Annotated in this window: 16 protein-coding genes; 9 read left to right on the forward strand and 7 right to left on the reverse strand. The window is 52.4% G+C overall.

The genetic code is table 11. The annotated features are described in order from the left end of the window. The first annotated feature begins 5 nt into the window (after positions 1 to 5). On the forward strand, positions 6 to 800 hold the full coding sequence (locus tag EIK79_RS06150; RefSeq protein WP_124954253.1) for a helix-turn-helix transcriptional regulator: 795 nt from the start codon (positions 6 to 8) through the stop codon (positions 798 to 800). Between the two features lie 230 nt (positions 801 to 1,030). Here EIK79_RS06150 and EIK79_RS06155 read toward each other — a convergent pair whose 3' ends face one another. The 3 genes from EIK79_RS06155 to EIK79_RS06165 are packed head-to-tail and all read right to left on the reverse strand — an operon-like array spanning position 1,031 to position 3,214. Beyond that, positions 1,031 to 1,837, reverse strand: a complete 807-nt coding sequence (locus tag EIK79_RS06155) for an ABC transporter permease subunit (RefSeq protein WP_124954254.1) — start codon at positions 1,835 to 1,837, stop codon at positions 1,031 to 1,033. 37 nt (positions 1,838 to 1,874) lie between these two features. Continuing rightward, positions 1,875 to 2,393, reverse strand: a complete 519-nt coding sequence (locus EIK79_RS06160) for a hypothetical protein (RefSeq protein WP_124954255.1) — start codon at positions 2,391 to 2,393, stop codon at positions 1,875 to 1,877. Then, positions 2,390 to 3,214, reverse strand: coding sequence for an ABC transporter permease subunit (locus tag EIK79_RS06165; protein WP_124954256.1), 825 nt, complete (start codon positions 3,212 to 3,214; stop codon positions 2,390 to 2,392). The genes EIK79_RS06160 and EIK79_RS06165 overlap by 4 nt, the downstream gene beginning before the upstream one ends. Before the next feature lie 280 nt (positions 3,215 to 3,494). Between EIK79_RS06165 and EIK79_RS06170 the strand changes: the two genes are divergently transcribed. After that, the gene (locus EIK79_RS06170) at positions 3,495 to 4,073 is read left to right on the forward strand and encodes a metal-dependent hydrolase (protein ID WP_124954257.1); all 579 of its coding nucleotides are present in this window, start codon (positions 3,495 to 3,497) and stop codon (positions 4,071 to 4,073) included. 12 nt (positions 4,074 to 4,085) lie between these two features. On the opposite strand, the gene EIK79_RS06175 is transcribed toward EIK79_RS06170, so the two are convergent. Both EIK79_RS06175 and EIK79_RS06180 read right to left on the reverse strand, forming a co-directional pair. Beyond that, the gene (locus tag EIK79_RS06175) at positions 4,086 to 5,000 is read right to left on the reverse strand and encodes an ABC transporter ATP-binding protein (protein WP_124954258.1); all 915 of its coding nucleotides are present in this window, start codon (positions 4,998 to 5,000) and stop codon (positions 4,086 to 4,088) included. Between the two features lie 311 nt (positions 5,001 to 5,311). Then, complete coding sequence (locus tag EIK79_RS06180; protein WP_124954259.1) at positions 5,312 to 7,978, reverse strand: DUF1156 domain-containing protein; 2,667 nt, start codon at positions 7,976 to 7,978, stop codon at positions 5,312 to 5,314. A gap of 516 nt (positions 7,979 to 8,494) precedes the next feature. Here EIK79_RS06180 and EIK79_RS06185 point away from each other — a divergent pair. The 4 genes from EIK79_RS06185 to EIK79_RS06200 all read left to right on the forward strand — a co-directional run bounded on the left by EIK79_RS06185 (position 8,495) and on the right by EIK79_RS06200 (position 12,987). Next, complete coding sequence (locus EIK79_RS06185; protein ID WP_124954260.1) at positions 8,495 to 9,103, forward strand: TetR/AcrR family transcriptional regulator; 609 nt, start codon at positions 8,495 to 8,497, stop codon at positions 9,101 to 9,103. A gap of 408 nt (positions 9,104 to 9,511) precedes the next feature. Beyond that, positions 9,512 to 10,696, forward strand: a complete 1,185-nt coding sequence (locus EIK79_RS06190) for a cytochrome P450 (protein WP_124954261.1) — start codon at positions 9,512 to 9,514, stop codon at positions 10,694 to 10,696. Between the two features lie 44 nt (positions 10,697 to 10,740). Further along, a complete protein-coding gene (locus EIK79_RS06195; RefSeq protein WP_233737989.1) occupies positions 10,741 to 11,946 on the forward strand; it encodes a cytochrome P450 in 1,206 nt (401 codons plus the stop codon). A gap of 330 nt (positions 11,947 to 12,276) precedes the next feature. Then, positions 12,277 to 12,987, forward strand: coding sequence for an HD domain-containing protein (locus EIK79_RS06200; protein ID WP_124954262.1), 711 nt, complete (start codon positions 12,277 to 12,279; stop codon positions 12,985 to 12,987). A gap of 384 nt (positions 12,988 to 13,371) precedes the next feature. On the opposite strand, the gene EIK79_RS19225 is transcribed toward EIK79_RS06200, so the two are convergent. After that, positions 13,372 to 14,223 (reverse strand): ABC transporter permease, encoded by an 852-nt coding sequence (locus EIK79_RS19225; protein WP_124954263.1) that lies wholly within the window; start codon positions 14,221 to 14,223, stop codon positions 13,372 to 13,374. Further along, entirely contained in the window at positions 14,220 to 15,131 is a 912-nt protein-coding gene (locus EIK79_RS06210) for an ABC transporter ATP-binding protein (protein ID WP_124954264.1), read from the reverse strand. The genes EIK79_RS19225 and EIK79_RS06210 overlap by 4 nt, the downstream gene beginning before the upstream one ends. Positions 15,132 to 15,350: 219 nt before the next feature. Between EIK79_RS06210 and EIK79_RS06215 the strand changes: the two genes are divergently transcribed. The 3 genes from EIK79_RS06215 (at position 15,351) to EIK79_RS06225 (ending at position 16,412) form a co-directional block, all read left to right on the forward strand. Further along, the gene (locus EIK79_RS06215) at positions 15,351 to 15,698 is read left to right on the forward strand and encodes a winged helix-turn-helix domain-containing protein (protein ID WP_124954265.1); all 348 of its coding nucleotides are present in this window, start codon (positions 15,351 to 15,353) and stop codon (positions 15,696 to 15,698) included. 7 nt (positions 15,699 to 15,705) lie between these two features. Beyond that, positions 15,706 to 16,017, forward strand: a complete 312-nt coding sequence (locus EIK79_RS06220; RefSeq protein ID WP_124954266.1) for a hypothetical protein — start codon at positions 15,706 to 15,708, stop codon at positions 16,015 to 16,017. 77 nt (positions 16,018 to 16,094) lie between these two features. Next, positions 16,095 to 16,412 carry a DUF7521 family protein gene (locus tag EIK79_RS06225; RefSeq protein ID WP_124954267.1) on the forward strand — a complete coding sequence of 106 codons (318 nt, stop codon included), beginning with the start codon at positions 16,095 to 16,097 and terminating at the stop codon, positions 16,410 to 16,412. The last annotated feature ends 4 nt before the right edge of the window (positions 16,413 to 16,416 follow it).

Raw genomic sequence — 16,416 nt, forward strand, 5'->3', positions numbered from 1 at the left:
TCGACATGAATGGAGTACTTGAGGAAGTCGAGTTTCTCGCTCGATCCGAACATCGGGTCGCAGTGCTCCGGTTGCTCGCTGACGAGAGCCACACGAGAGGAAATCTCGTGGACGCGACTGGTGCGTCCCAAGCCACGCTCAGTCGGATTCTCCGTGACTTCGAGGATCGATCGTGGATTCAGCGAGGAGACGGAACGTACAGCGCGACAGCGACCGGCTGCCTCATCGCGTACGGATTCACCGATTTGCTCAACGTTCTCACAACGGAACGAGAACTACGGGACGTGGTTGAGCATCTCCCAACTGAGGAACTGCGGTTCGATCTCCGTCATCTGACGGACGCGACGGTGACACTCCCGACGGGAACGCGTCCGGACGCACCCGTCGGACGGCTGTTGGAACTGGAACGGAACGCTGATCGGGTCCGGGCGTTCTCTCATGCGTTTAACGAACGAAGTCTCTCGCTGGTCACCCAGCGCGTTCATGACGAGGAACTGGTGTTCGAGGGCGTCTTCTCCTGTGATGCGATCGACGCGCTGGCTACCGATCCCGGCCTTCGGGACCGACTGGTGAATCTGCTTGACGCTGACGGCGCGACTGTCCGCGTTCATGAGCAAACGGTTCCACTCGCTGTAACGGTCGCTGGTAGGACGGTTCACCTGCTTGTCCGTGACGCGAATGGCGTGCTCCGGGCGTCGATTGACACAGACGATTCGGCTGTTCGATCGTGGGCCATCGACGCCTTCGATGGGTACTGGGACCGTGGCAGGGATCTCAACCGGATCGACCTGTTTGAGTGAGTGCCGCCGAGTGAAGACGGCTCCTGCTCTCTGGAGTTGCATCCTTTGTCTCGCTCTGAAGCCGTTTTGTTCCAGTTTCGCCAGCCCTGTCAGATATATCCAGCACTTTTTATTATTCTATCATTACTTCGTCTTGCCGCGTGCTGTTGGCTCACCATGGCGTACGCGCCGGTTTCGGTCCGCCATCGGTGGCGGTGCCGACAGACGTGGCGACTCAGTTGGGGTGACGATCAGGCCAGATCGCTGTTCTGAAATCGCAGATACGCGAGTCCGAGCGGAACGACGAGCCAGAACCCAACGATCACCCAGCCAAACCAGGGATCGAGATAGAAGGGAATCGGCTCTCTCACGAACCCGATCTCCATGAACGCTCTTCGTGGATTGAGACGCTGGAAGAGTGTCGTCCAGTTCGGTGCCGGTGTGCGCGTGATTCTCGAACCTGTGGCGGGAATTGGGTGAACGAATTGGACGATCAACCCGGTCACGAAATCCCACAGAAACGAAAACAGGATCGTCAGTCCGAGCGCGCCAATCGACGCTGTCATCGAGGTACGCATTGCCGTTGAGAACGCGATGGCGATCGCCACGAACAGGATTCCGAACAGCGTGATCTCGCCAGCCGCGAGGAGGAATTCCGTCAGTGAGAAGAGATCGGTGAACAGGATCGTCTGAATCCCGATAAGGATGAATCCGACGGCCACCGTCACGACGACGATCGCTGACCGGCCGAGGAACTTGCCGAGCATGATATCCAGCCGTGAATGGGGCAACGTGAGCAACAGCGTGAGACTCCCCGATTCACGCTCTGCGACGATCGCGTTGTACCCAACCATCACGCCGAGCACCGGCACGACGACCCCGAGCATCCCGACAATACCGTCGAACAGCGTGGTGAACGTCGGGTCCTCGCCTAACCGCGAACGATGATAGTGAAACACCAGCGTCGTGAACCCGACGAAAAACGCCACCAGCAACTGGAGTGTGCGTGCCCGGATCGCGTCCTCGAACTCCTTTTTCGCTATGACGAGCGTGCTCATCTCCGTTCGACCTCGATAGTGTCCGTCATTTCTGTGTTCATTGTTTTCCTTCGAGCCACTGCTGTCCAGCGAATCCGAACAGCCCGATCGAGCCGACGAGTGATCCCAGTCGCAACGCCACCGCCTGCTGTGGCGGTCGTGGTTCGATGCGCCTGAGGACCACGAGATGGTAGTGATCGTCCTTTTTGACCTGAATGTAGGTCATGACCGACTGGATTCGTTGTGTCTCGTTGGGGTGCTCGTTCGCAGTGGTACTCGTCTCGGGATCGTTCGGGATGAACGACGCCCATGGTTCCGGTGGACTGTCGATCGGGAGGACTTCGGCTGCCTGGGTTCGTTCACTCTGAGGGAGATCATCGAACCACCGCTGTGCCTCGGGTGAGAGAGTCCGGTACTGTACCGTTTCGGTCGCTATCGTGTGGGACTGTGGGCTGCCGTTGGGATCCCGAAGCACTTCGACTGCCGGGTCCTGAGCGGGAACCGGCGAAACGAGCGGGAAGGCAAACAGCACCAATGCACCGACTAGCACGCCACCGAGGAGATGCCGGCGATTCATGCCAGATCACCCCGTTCGAATCGCAGGTATGCCAGCCCGAGCGGGACGACGAGCCATACGCCCAGAATCACCACCGCGAACCATGGTTCGAGATAGAACACATCTAGCTCGACGCTGTATGGGGTGACGTCCTCGAACGCGTGGCGCGGATTCAGGCGTTTGATGAGATAGTACCAGTCGGGCAGCTCTGAAACCGGCCCGACAGGACTGTTCTCCGGTGTCCGTTCTACGACCGATTCGACCAGCACGAGCACCGAGTCCCAGAGGAACACGAACAGCAACGTGAGACCGATCGCTCCCCACATCGCCATCATCGAGGTGCGCATCGCTGTCGAGAACGCGATGGCGATCGCCACGAACGTTATCCCGATGATCGCCGTCTTTACGGCAGCCATCACATACACTGACAGCGAAAACAGCTCCGAACTGGCGGCGAACTGGATCCCGACGAGAGCGAAGCCGAGCAGAACAGAGACGACCACCACGGCCGATCGGCCGAGGAACTTCCCGAGAACGACGTCTCGGCGCGTGTGTGGTAACGTGAGCAACAACTGGAGGCTGCCTGATTCGCGCTCTGCGACGATCGCCTTATAGCCCAGCATTGTCCCCAACACCGGAACGAGGATGGTCATCTGTGTCCCGATCCACGAGATAACGCTCTCGGCAGTCCGAAGCTCCGCCATCTGGGCCGCCTGTGCGACGTACAGTTGATAGTACACCAACATCGCCAGTACCGCCGCAAACAGCGTCGTCATTACTATCAGTGCGCGCGATCGGATCGCGTCTTCGAATTCCTTTCTGGCGATTACGAACGTGCTCACCGACGGTCACCCGACGTTCCATCGATCATGCTGTGTTGAATATGTCACTCTGTGGTGATTGAAATGGATATTATATGATGGTTTCGGTTTAGGTTGGCATTGATGGGCATTCAGTATGCCGTTCCGGACAAATTACATTGTACATTTATTATTTATGGGAATAAGTCATGATCGGCATTACTCTCGGTGACGATCCACACGTTACTTATCGATTGGATACCATCCCCGGCTATGCAACGGTTGCTATTCGATTGCTCCGTGCTGTCGAGGTGGGTTTGAGATGTGGCCGTGGTCGCACGCGGCAGTGGGCTATCTCTGTTACTCGCTGGGCACGCGTTTCGTCGGTCGTCGCCCGACAGCGGGACCGACGGCTGCCGTGTTGTTCGGTGGGCTGCTCCCGGATCTGGTTGATAAGCCGCTCTCATGGGTGTTCGAGCTGGTTCCGCAGGGCTATGCTGTCGTCCATTCGGTGCTGGTCGCCATACCCTTGGGTATCGGTGCGTTCGTCGTGGCTCGCCAACGCGACCGTCGGCTACTGGGGATCGCGTTCATCGTCGGCTACTGGTCGCATCTGCTGGGTGACGTGGTGTTCGGCTGGTTGCGGTCGAGTCCACACGTCTTCGGACGCGTGCTCTGGCCGGTCGTGACGCTGCCGCCGTACGACCGCCCCGTGATCGTCCGCCTCAGTGAGTACGTCTCCGTGTTCACTGGCTTCCAAACGACCGACGACGCGATGCTCGTAATCCTCGGCGCTGCTGTGGTGTACGTAACGATCGGCGTCTGGTTCGTCGACGGCCGGCCCGGGTTGGCACCAATCAGGCGAGCGCTGGAACGGTCGTACGACGAGCCATCCGAGTAGAAGGAGTAACTCTCAGGCGGTCTGCGGAGCCTCGCTGGTGTACTCGACAAACAGCTCTTCGAGTGACTGCTCTTCGGTGCTGAAATCCTCGACGCTGGCGTGTTCCTGAATCGTCGACAGTACGTCTCCTTTCGCGTCGTCGGTCGCTTTAACTGTGATTTGTGTGCCATCGATAGCGACTGATTCGACGCCGCCGATGTCGCTGACCGTCGCTTCAAGCCCCGCTGGCACGTCCGAGAGTTGGAACACGAGTGTCGTTTGTGTGCCGAGTTGGTCCCGAAGCCCGCCGATCGTGTCTTGGGCGACCAGCTCTCCCTCCCGCATGATGCCGACTCGATCGCAGACCGCCTCGACCTGTTCGAGGATGTGGCTCGAAAAGAAGACGGTCGCACCGCGCTCGTTCTCCGCACGGATGATTTCGCGCATCTCTTGGGCGCCGTTCGGATCGAGTCCAGTTGTCGGTTCGTCAAGGATCAGTAGCTCCGGTGAGCCGACTAGCGCTATCCCCAATGCGAGTCGCTGTGTCATGCCCTTCGAGTAGCCCCCTGCGGGGCGATCGCCCGCGTCATCGAGTCCGACGCGGGAGAGCAACTCATCCGGATCGTCAGCTGCGCCTTTCGAGTCGATAGCGAACTGGATGTGCTTTCGCCCACTCAGCCGATTGTAGATGTCGTATCCCTCCGGAACGACACCGATGCGCTCGCGGATCGCCGTGGGCTCTTCATGGATATCGTATCCAAGCACGCTCGCATCGCCAGCCGTGGGTGTGATCAGATCTAACAGGACGTTGATTGTCGTGGATTTGCCCGCGCCGTTCGGTCCAAGAAAACCATAGATCTCTCCTGACTCGACTGTCAGATCCAACTCGTCTACGGCTGTGACTTCACCGTACTGTTTGGTCACGCCCCGAAGTTCGATGGCTGCCATGGTCGGCAATCTAGCGCCCCGTGTATAGTTCATTCGAGTTCAATTACCACTGATTGGAGGGATATGGTGTGAGAAATGTGGTATCGGAGTGGCTGCGTAGACGAGACTGCACGTTGATCACTCTGACCGATAATGTCTCACTGCTACTGTTACTGTTAGTCCGACAATTTACTGTGTGCCTGTGGTGACTCTCCTGCTGTGTTTCTTTTTTGTCTCTCCCATGACTTCTAAATATTATTGAATGAAATTAATTTTGTTGTGATTTGCGTAATACACTGCGGCGCTCGTCACGATCTGGTATCACTAAAGCGTTATCCATCGTTGAACTCCGACAGTGACATTTCGACACCGATCATCTTCAGGTAGGTTTCGTCATCGGCCATTTCCGCTAGTCCCTCGCAGAGGGCTTGCAGTTCGTCCTCGTTCCAGCGTTCGAGATAATCACCTACCGATTTGCCCTGTTCGAAGCGGTATCGGAGGAAGTGTGCCTTGTCGAGGTTTGTGAGATTGCCATCGCTTTCTTCGACCGTATCTTGGACGTACGCCTGACGTTTTTCGTCGTCCCACTGACAGAGGACGAAATCGTTGCCGTCCGTACGAAACAGTTGCATCTCCTTCATCTGCTTTTCCGACGCGTCCGAGCGCTTGAGGTGTTTGTTCAGGGCGTCGTACGTCGGCTCCTGCTCTTGGAGTAGATCACGGTAGACATCCTGCTCACCACGGTCATTATCCTGAATGATACCGTATATTTCGTCCACCACCTTGCTCGCTGACATTATGTTACCAGCTCGGTAAACCTCTCCGTGGTGCTTGGAGTACTCCTGAAAGCACTTCCCCATCTCGATGACCCCAATGTCACCGCTGGCGAGCTCTCGGTTCTCTTCAAGCGTTGTGCGAGTTTCCCTTGCAGTTCTAACGATTCGTCGGCGGAGCGAGTCCCACGAAATCGGCTGTCGATTTTCAGTTGGACGAGCGACGATGACGATATCGAATGCAACTGCCTCACCGCTGATGAATTTGTTTAGATCAGAGTTAATCGGGTACGTAGCAGTAATTTCAAAATTGTTGTCACACAACGACTCAAGAAGCTCCCCCCAAGATTCCGCGCTACTGTGATGATATGTAAATGAGAGAACGCCATCATCTTTCAAAGCGGTGTTTATCACATCCAACACTTCCCCCATCTCATGTTCGAAATCTTCGGCTGTCTTATTGTAATACGGATTGGTCACTATGGACTCAGCGCGAGGAGTCTCCTCAGGGCTGAAACCAGAATACCTATCTTCAAGAATAATTTTTTGCCATACATAAAAATAATCTGATAATTCTGAATATATTATATTATCATAGTACGGCGGATCAGTAATGACTGCATCATATTCGTTTTCGCTATGTATGTTCCTCATGTCCTTTTGCTGAATTTTTGTGTTTTTACCAATTGGTTGTGAAAAATCAGGAGTTTCTTTCATTCCATTAGGTGTGATACGACGCTCCGTTGGATGTTTTGCATATTCTACTCCCTTTATTATCATATCCCACATCTTTGTAAAATTTCCTGTGCCGTATTTTGCACCCCAAACGTTGTTCTCAACTGGCCGCTGTGGAGGTCCAAAATTATTCCCTTTGAATATATTTGCTACCAAATTCTTCTCTGGATTGTAGAACGACATCATATTAGTGTAACGTAGTGATTCAGATACAGCTAGAAGCAAGTACTCTTGGGCATTACCGTTATCAATTTCAGATATTGACTTCATAAGAGATGATAAACATAACAATTGACGGTAATTAAACATATCTATCCATTTTTCGTAACCGTGTTCAAAAACGTCAGGTCCATCGATCTCAGATGAAACGGTTTTCGCTCCCTTCGATATGGCTTGGCTAGGAACAAACTCATTGAGATCTTGTCTATTGTTCCATTCCTCTTTTGCTTTTTTAAATAAATTTTTATCTTGTTGTTTAGCTTTTTTGTACCCCTTGCACTCGCTTTTTCGTTTGCCCTGTTGTTCACAGTGATCGCAGCAGTATTCTATTGCGTAGAGTCGAGTATCGTAGGATCCGCTTTCACGCACGCCTTCAGTAACGGAGATCTTCTGTCCGCATTCAGGACAGTTGTAGTATCCGCCTTGTGTGACGTTGCCGTCTTTAGGATTAAAATTATATTTACATACTGTGCACGAACTTTCTTTTTGCCATTCGTCAACGAGTACAATCGAACCACAATCTGGACAAAGGACATTGTATTTATCATCGTTCTCATAGCGCCCAGCAGCAATACGATAATCCGTGAAGAGTGGAACCGTATGACCGCAGGCCACACAGTCGAGTTCCTTCACCCAGAGGCTATACATCACGTCAGCGTTGTGTTCTCCGTTCGGACAGGAAGTCTGATAGTATTGAAGAATTTCCTCGGCAACATCCTCCTTGACTTGTGTGAAGGCGTCTTCCAGTTCTTCAATGTCTGTCTGACCAGCGTCGAGTTCTTTTTTTGTGACGAACCACGCCACCGGGTTCAGATCCACGCCGACCGAGTCAATATCGAACCGTGACGCCTCGACGAGCGACGTACCGCCGCCCATGAACGGGTCCAGAATCTTCTTGTCCTTGATCCGAATGTCCTTTGGATAAAAGTCCCACAGTAGCTCAGGATCGTCCATGTCGACTTTACCGATTGCCTCGACGAGGTCGTTCTCATTTAGCCTATTTCGTTCAGTCTGCTGATTTCTGGCTGGTTCGTAGACCGCAACGTCGTTTACAGTCGTGTGCTCATTGAGCAACGAGTACATCGAGATTGTACGGAAAAGACAGCCAGGTCTCCGAGCCCACCACTTGTGCATGGTGTAGATCGGCCGATACCACTGTTTCGCATGACTCTCCTTTTCAGCGATTTCGTTCACACGCTCAACCGGAAAGCCGCGTTCGATTGGAAGTTCGGACCGTCCTTCTGACCGGTCTGATTGTTCCTGCTTAGACATGAATTAGCCGTATAAATCCTTTCCACAGGAACTATATAAAAATGCATAACTGCTATTATGGATTCATCCTCCAAAATATTTTCATCGAACCAAGGTACACCTTCTCCACGTGGGTTGTTGTCATCTGGATACCAGGAACGATCATGACGAATTTGATACATAATCTTTATTTCACTGAATGGTCATTTAGCTGTATGGGCCACATTGAGCCGCATCATCATCCGCTCGCCATTATCTTGCTCAGTGCTATCGTCACTGGTTGGGGACACCCGTATCTCCGTCGACGACTCCAAGCATTCGGTTGGATCGCTGTGATTCCTGAAACACCTTTATTTCGCATCTTTCCACACGAATATAGGGGAGGGAACAAATCATTGACGAGATGATCACCTTGTGTTCTGCTTGCCGTGGTGAACTTGATGCGACGCCGGAGCTCTGCTCTTAGTGTGCGACTGAGTTCGAGACGCTGCACATCGTCAGACCGAACACAAACGACCACAACTCAATTATCAACTAATGGCTATGGATTCAGTTGATCAGAAATGGAGCACCGCCGAGCGAGAGATCATGGAAGCAACCTACCGCGCGATGCTCGAACACGGGTATCCGGGACTCTCGATTTCGAGGATTGCCGAACAGTTCGACAAATCGAAGGCGTCGATATACTATCACTACGATTCAAAGGACGAACTTCTCGTCTCGTTTCTTGACTTCGTCGTCGATCAATTCAAGACTAATTTCGCCGAGGAAATCGATGAAGACCCCAGTAGTGCTCTCAACACTGTTATTGAAAGACTAGTCCCACTCCAGATGAACGACGAGGAGTTTCAGGGACGGATAGTGCTCATCGAATTGCGATCACAGGCCACGAGAAACGAGGCTTTTCGTGAGAAGTTCACCGAAATCAACGAACTGTTAGTGACGAGCATTTGTGAGATTATCGAGCGCGGAATCGAAGACGGGACGTTCCGTGATGTTGAGGCCGCCCGTGTTGCCGAACACATCGTTGCTACAGTCAACGGCTCAACGATCGATCGTGTCACGACCAACCGCGAAGTTGCTCCTGCTGCGGTTCGACTTTCACTCTCGTCGTACATCGACTCTGAATTGAAATCATGTCAGTAAGTGGTCAAGAACACGATGCTCGATATCGGTAACACGCGGCTCGCTGGCGGTCACAAAGAACCCATCGTCATCGCTCTGAGCATAATAGTGACGCAATGACACAACACCGCCACCGCCACAAAACCTGCGTGTCCCGACCTGGTCTCAGCCACGCTGTCGAGAAATACATTGGGAAGTTCTCTGGTAGCAATGTTGGTTTAGTGCATGATTCTGATGATACCCGGCGCAACTGTAATTGTCCGGGTCCTGCAATCCTGAAGCTTATATCTTGCCCTACAATTAATAATAATAATTTTATATTATTGTATTGGTATTTTGATGGTTCTGTCGCGTTTGATTATTCTAGTTGCTTATAGCTGTGGTGAGTTAGCCAACAGATTGATGTTAACCGAACGTTCAGTAATTCGTATGGCGTCCTCGAACCAAGACGATGTGATTCAGGATCCCCTGCATCAGCCGCTCCCGGAAGCGTTATCCACAGAGGAGGCACAGCTCAATCGACCGAGTTGGTACGCTGAAATGCGTCAAGAACATCCCGTACGATACGACGAACAGCGCGAGCGGTGGGACGTGTTCCGATATGAGGATGTCAATCGAATCCTTCGTGATCACGAAACATTCGCTACTACTCACAGTAGTAATGACGGGGGGAAGTCAATGATTTCTGAAGATCCACCCGAACACGGTCGACTTCGTAATTTCTCAAGTAGTTGGTTCTCTCCTCGTACGCTGAGAGAAAAACGGGAACGTTTTGAAGAGATTGCTGATGAACTTATTGATGATATCGAACCCGGGCATGTCGATATCGTTCCTGAATTCACACACCCGTATCCGGTTACGATTATCGCGGAGTCACTCGGACTTCCAATAGACGACTACGAACAGTTCATTGAATGGTCTGATGCTGCCCTGCGTGTGCCAGCTCGAACTGCTGACGAGGAAGAGGTAACTCCTGAAGAACAAGAGCAGGCGACCCAGGAAATGAGCCGTTATTTCTCAGAACTAATCGATGAGCGCTCTGATGGAACTGACAATGACTTAATCACTATTGCTGCGACGAACGATGAGTTGAGTCACGAGGAAAAGATCACATTCTGTACGGGGATTCTCGTCGCAGGAAACGTTACTACGATCAATCTTATCACGAACGCTCTCTGGTGTTTCGCAGAATTCGATTTGTTCGATGATATTCGTCGTGGAGCGGTTGACCGAGAACAAGCGATCGAAGAAGTCCTTCGCTACCGGTCGCCTGCCCAGTCGCTCAGGCGAATAGCGACACAGCCCGTAGAAATCGGCGGTAAAGAGATTGGAGAAGGTGAGTTAGTTGTTGCGTGGAATGGATCCGCGAACTACGACCCAGCAGTGTTTGACGCACCTGAGGAATTCCGTCCTGAACGAAAACCGAACCGTCATATCTCGTTCGGAGGGGGTATCCATACCTGCTTAGGAGCCCCTCTTGCCCGGCTAGAAGCAGATATCGCTCTTGAAAGGCTTCTCGACCGATTCGAAGTCATCGAACCGGACCTCTCTGATCTGTCTCCACAAGAAATTCCGTTTGGACTCAAATCTCTTCCTTGCTATCTTAAGAACTAGAGTGAGCCCAAAAGACTATAGAATACCGAACGTTCGTTCAGCATATGTCGTCAGACTCGGTCGTTGACAAAGGTCAGTTGCCGAACGGGATACGCAGCCGAGCGGGACAACTAGCGCCGTTCGAGTGGTATGCTCAAATGCGCCAAGAATCTCCCGTGCATTTCGATGAGCAGCGAGAACGGTGGGATCTCTTTCGATACGACGATGTCAACCGTGTGCTAACCGACCATGATTCGTTCACATCTGATAGGTCTCGGATGGGCACTGCGTCAGCGAGCGATACTGAAGATGGTGGATCGATACTTCAGACGATGATCAGTGTTGATCCACCAGACCATAACCGACTCCGGGGCTTCGTCAACGAACGATTCCAGCCGGGGACACTACGTGACTACCAGCCTCGAATCGAGGAGCTGACGGGAACATTGCTGGACCAAATTGATGGCACCACATTCGACTTTGTCGATGAATTTGCGGTTCCTCTTCCGGTGATCATTATCGCTGAACTCCTAGGGATCCCTGCGGAACGTCGTGATCAATTCAAAGAGTGGTCCGACGCACTTATTGCACGACCTGATGATAGGTCGACCACGACAGTCAAACAAGTCCGAGAACGCCGTCAACAGGCCCAACAAGAGATGGGACGGTATTTTGCCGAATTGCTTGCGGAGCGTCAGAACGGTACAGGGGACGATCTCATTACACTTGCGGCAACGACCGATGAATTAACTAGGGAGGAACAAATCGGATTCTGTATGCTCCTTCTCCTTGCGGGGAATATCACCACAACGAACCTCCTTACGAACGCTCTCTGGTGCTTCGAAGAACATGGGATCACTGACGCGATTCGGACGGGCAAGATCGATCGCAAACAAGCGATTGAAGAGGTCCTTCGGTACCGATCACCGATTCAGTCGTTAGACCGTATCGCTGTCGAGGACGTTGAACTGAGCGGACAACGTATTCAGGCTGGAGATGTCATAACGGGGTGGCTTGGTGCCGCAAACCGCGATCCGGAACGATTCGATGCGCCGGAAGCGTTCCGTCCGGAGCGAAGTCCGAATCGTCATATTGCGTTCGGAACGGGTGTTCACTACTGTTTGGGTGCCCCCCTCGCACGGATCGAGGCAGATGTCGCATTTGAGATGCTTCTCGATAGATTTGAAACGATCGAGGCAGACTTGACGGATCTACAGCCAATACACAGCCTCTACGGTCTCGAATCGCTCATCTGTCATTACGAAGTGTAACCGTGATCGGCTAGCAGGCTGTCGTTTCAGTGCTTCGGAACTATTGCTCTCAAGAATCTGGACTGAAGGGGTGCTTGAGAAACGTGGTGAATATGTTCTGCCCATGATCGGCCAACCATTCACGCCCTTTGAGAGTCGACTAGACCCAGTACCTCAGCTTCGGGACGGTCATTTCGACGGAACAGTCTTCGATCGAGATGTCTGCCGAGATGGCTTGAAAATGGTTATTGATTTTGGGAATCCGGAACGATGACGTATTATGTACAGTACTTATCTGATACCAATCAGTGTACCCTAGTTTCACATCCAAGGATACGGTATAGAACATCGATGACGACGGAGACGCCTATTGATGATGAATCAAATGCGACACTGACCGACCCTGCTCCGATCGAAGGAGACCATCCAGGTGGTCCTCGTCACGACCGGCCACCGTTTCCTGCTGTTGCAGCGGGCGTCGACGCGTACCTCACAACGGACTTCTCAGGGCACGATATGCACCACGTCTGGCGGGTGTTTCGACTGACGCAGCGGTTCGCTGACGAGTTGAATGCCGATCACGACGTGGTTGGCTGTGCAGCGTTGACCCACGACATTCATCGTGTTCTGGGTGATGGAACCGGCTGTGACCCTGAAGAAACGCTCACAACGGTCGCACACATTCTCAAAGAAACAGAACTGGATGAGGCACAGATCCGTGCTGTTGAGCACTGTGTCGCTGTCCATGACGATCTCGCATTTCGTGGTGAAACCCCCGAGCCAGAGACGATTGAAGCGAAGATCCTCCGAGACGCCGACAATCTTGACGCGATGGGGGCAGTCGGTATCGCTCGAACGTTCGCGTTCGGAGGTGTCCATGGAACTCCCTTGTGGGATCCCAGTGGTGAACAGTACTCACAGTTGTACCACTTCGAGGACAAACTTCTCCGGCTCCGCGACGAACTTCACACGGATCCCGCCCGGACACTGGCCGAGCAACGTCATGCATTTCTCGAAGCGTTCTACGATCGATTTCAGGCAGAATGGCACGGGAGGGCGTAACTGTTTCCTCCGTAAGCAACCTGGTGTTCCAATAAGCTGATTCCATGCGGTAGTGAGTGACACAACTACTCGCTTGCAGTTTCTGTGTGGGAATTGCTGAAATGGATATAAGAATGAAGCTGGACGCCGATTTATCTTATAGAAGATATGTTTGGCGCTCTCGGATTCTAATTCGTTTGTATCAGCGTCAACAGCATTCGAGGAGTAGACTTTCTGTCTGACGGACCGTCGGTGCCGAGCCTCCGACGCTATTTGTTCAATCAATGTAAGATTGGGCACGGCAACGGCTGTCTCAAATCTCTGATGATGCGGCTGCAGAGGAATTGCCAGCAGCGTCACTATCATACGACGCCTCTCGTTGATAATGAACTATCGAACGCGGAATCACCCCAATTCAGCGTGCTTAAAGCGTCGGTATCCGATGAAGACAGGCACAGTCATCCAGACAGATAACACGACAATCCCGAACACATTCGGAGTGTGAGGTCCTGCTACCGTCGTGCCGTGTAGGAGTCCCGTGAGTAGATCTGGAATATAATGGCGCGCAGCATTGAACGCATTAGACGGACTGAGACGGTTTACGTACAGATACCACGTAGGCTCTTTGAGCGATCGCAAATACGTTAGCTGACTCGGTATCTGTCTACTTCCAGTGAAGATAAATGAACATATGGGGAGAACAAAGGATGTCCAAAGCGGTTCTACCAGTGCATAGATACCGATTAGGAGACCGATCGTCCGACTCTCACTGGCAACAGAACTTGACACGCCTACGGTCATCCCAATCCAGGCGAGCGCGTAAAGAAGGAGCGCTATTGTTCCGCCCAGCAGTTCAGTATACGCTATTGTTCCAAAATCGGTGATCACGAGAACGGATAGTATCAATAAGGGAATCAGAACGGAAGCGACAAGGATCAATGACCGGCCAGCATATGTGCCAAATACGACATCACGACGGGTACATGGTTGACCTAAAAGCACTCGAATACTCCCCGAACTGCGCTCACCGACGACTGATTTGAACCCAATACCAATCGCAGCGAGTGGAAGCCACAAACTAAATTGAGCAATCGCAAGCGTGAACGGTCGGTCAACCTGCTGGAGCACGCCCGAAGACATGTTGGCCCACCATGTCGAGACAATTAGGAGAGTCATGAGTCCAGTAATCACCCACAACGACCGGGTCCGCAAAGAATCCGTGAAGTCCTTTCGTGCGATCGCTTGCAAGGACCTCATTCGATTTTACCTCCAGTTGTGATTTTACTAAACAGTTCCGCGAGCGAAGTCTGCTCAATAGTAATATCAGTCACAGAAGCTCCAGTAGCTTCCACGCGAGCAATAACTGATGATTTCACTTCCGGATTCGTACAACTGACCTCGATAGCTTCATCAGTATATTCTACATTTGTGACACCTTCAAGATCAGATATTCCGCGGCTAGGTGGCACAGAATCGACCGAGAGGATGAGCGTCGATCGGGTGTTGACGGTGTTTCGCAGTCCCGCAACGGTATCAACAGCGATGAGTTTGCCATCATCAATGATTCCGACCCGATCACAGATAGCCTCGACTTGGTCAAGGATATGGCTTGAAAAGAAGACTGTAGTTCCATTATCAGCCTCTTCACGGATAATCGTCCTCATTTCCTCTACTCCGTTCGGATCGAGACCAGTCGACGGCTCGTCAAGAATCAGGACGCTCGGATCACCGATGAGGGCCATTCCGAAAGCGAGCCGCTGACGCATCCCTTTTGAATAGCTGCCAGTCGGCCGGTCACTGGCGGTAGCGAGTCCAACGCGAGCAAGTATCGCGTCCGGGTCCTCCTCACTTTCATTCATCGTAATAGCGAATTCGATATGTTCTCGTCCGGTGAGTTGATCGTAGAGGCTATAGGCGTCCGGGAGGATGCCGATATTTTCCCGTACTGTACGTGGGTCGTGTTGTGGATTATGACCCGAGATTGTAGCAGTACCGTCTGTCGGACGAATAAAGTCAAGGAGCATATCGATTGTTGTTGACTTCCCAGCGCCGTTCTGGCCGAGAAAGCCGAACACCTCGCCTTCATTGATATCGAGATCAAGATCATGTACAGCAGTCGTCTTCCCAAACCGTTTGGTGAGATTACGTATTTCGAGTACTGCCATCTTACTCACCCGAGAACACCGTTCGACGACTGGTTGGTAGTGGTCCGTTCATGCTTCATCGAACGATGCTCTCGCAGTTAGGGTAAAACGACAAGCACGGTTTCAGGCTCAGAAAGTCTCCCATCTGATTTTATAAGTAGCCGTCGTTATCTCGAAGAGACATGCTTTCACAACGAGAATTGCTCACGGAGACATTGTCGAGAGAACGGCGATTGACTGATGACTGCAGACGGTGATCTGGATGAGATCACAGACCTGCTCGATGATCCCTATGCACGCGATATCCTCGCGAAGGCGAGCAGTGAGCCGATGTCGGCAAAGATGTTGAGCGAGCGTTGTGATGCGTCGCTTCCGACAGTTTACCGTCGGATTGAGCGCTTACAAGAGCATGACCTCCTCACGGACCAGCAACGATTCGATTCCGACGGCCATCACTACAAGACGTACGAAACTCGTCTCGAACAGGTGACCATCAACCTTGAGAACGGAACGTACAGTGTCGACATAACCCGGACGGAGCAGGAAGCAGCTGACCGCTTCTCCGACCTCGTTGAGGATCTCAAGTGATAGAGTCATGATGGTACTACCTCTCCAAACGGTGACGGGCGGCGCGGGGGTCGTAGTAGTGTTCTTTATCAGTCTGCTCATATCGGTCGTTCTCTCGTTCGTCATCGGACTCAAGGGAATTCGGAGCTATCGGGAGTCTCACGACCGCGGAATCGTTTTGCTTACAGTGGGTATCGTGCTCCTGAGCGGAGTGCCCGCCGGTATTAACGTCGCTCTCACGACGCTTACAGCCGTGCCCGGATGGACCGTCGAGACAACAGTCAATCTCATCCGGCTTTTCGGCCTCGTGATCATCCTCGTGACCATCTATGACCAGTAACACAACGCCCATCCCCAAGACCGAACAGACTCACCGGAGATGCACCAGTGTCGAGAAACGGACCGAGGCAGCCTGCTATGAATGAATTCATAGCAGGTTTCGATTCGGCTCTTCTTGATAGCTACGCGGCGGCAGTGCCCGTCGTCATCTCCGGACTCCTTGCAGTTGTTGGTGCCTTCGTCGCGTATCAGGGCTACCGTGGATACGTGCGGAACAGGAATCGGACGCTGCTGTTTCTTGCCGTCGGCATCCTGTTCTTGACGGCCATCCCGTTCGTGATAAAGAGTTGGATCCGAGTGACAGACGCACTCACATTATCACAAGGGACTCTTGTCTCCCAGCTACTCACCATCATTGGGCTTATTCTCATTCTTTATGCGTTTACTCGTACATAAGAAC

This window comes from Halocatena pleomorpha, from assembly GCF_003862495.1.
In the GTDB taxonomy this organism is placed as follows: domain Archaea; phylum Halobacteriota; class Halobacteria; order Halobacteriales; family Haloarculaceae; genus Halocatena; species Halocatena pleomorpha.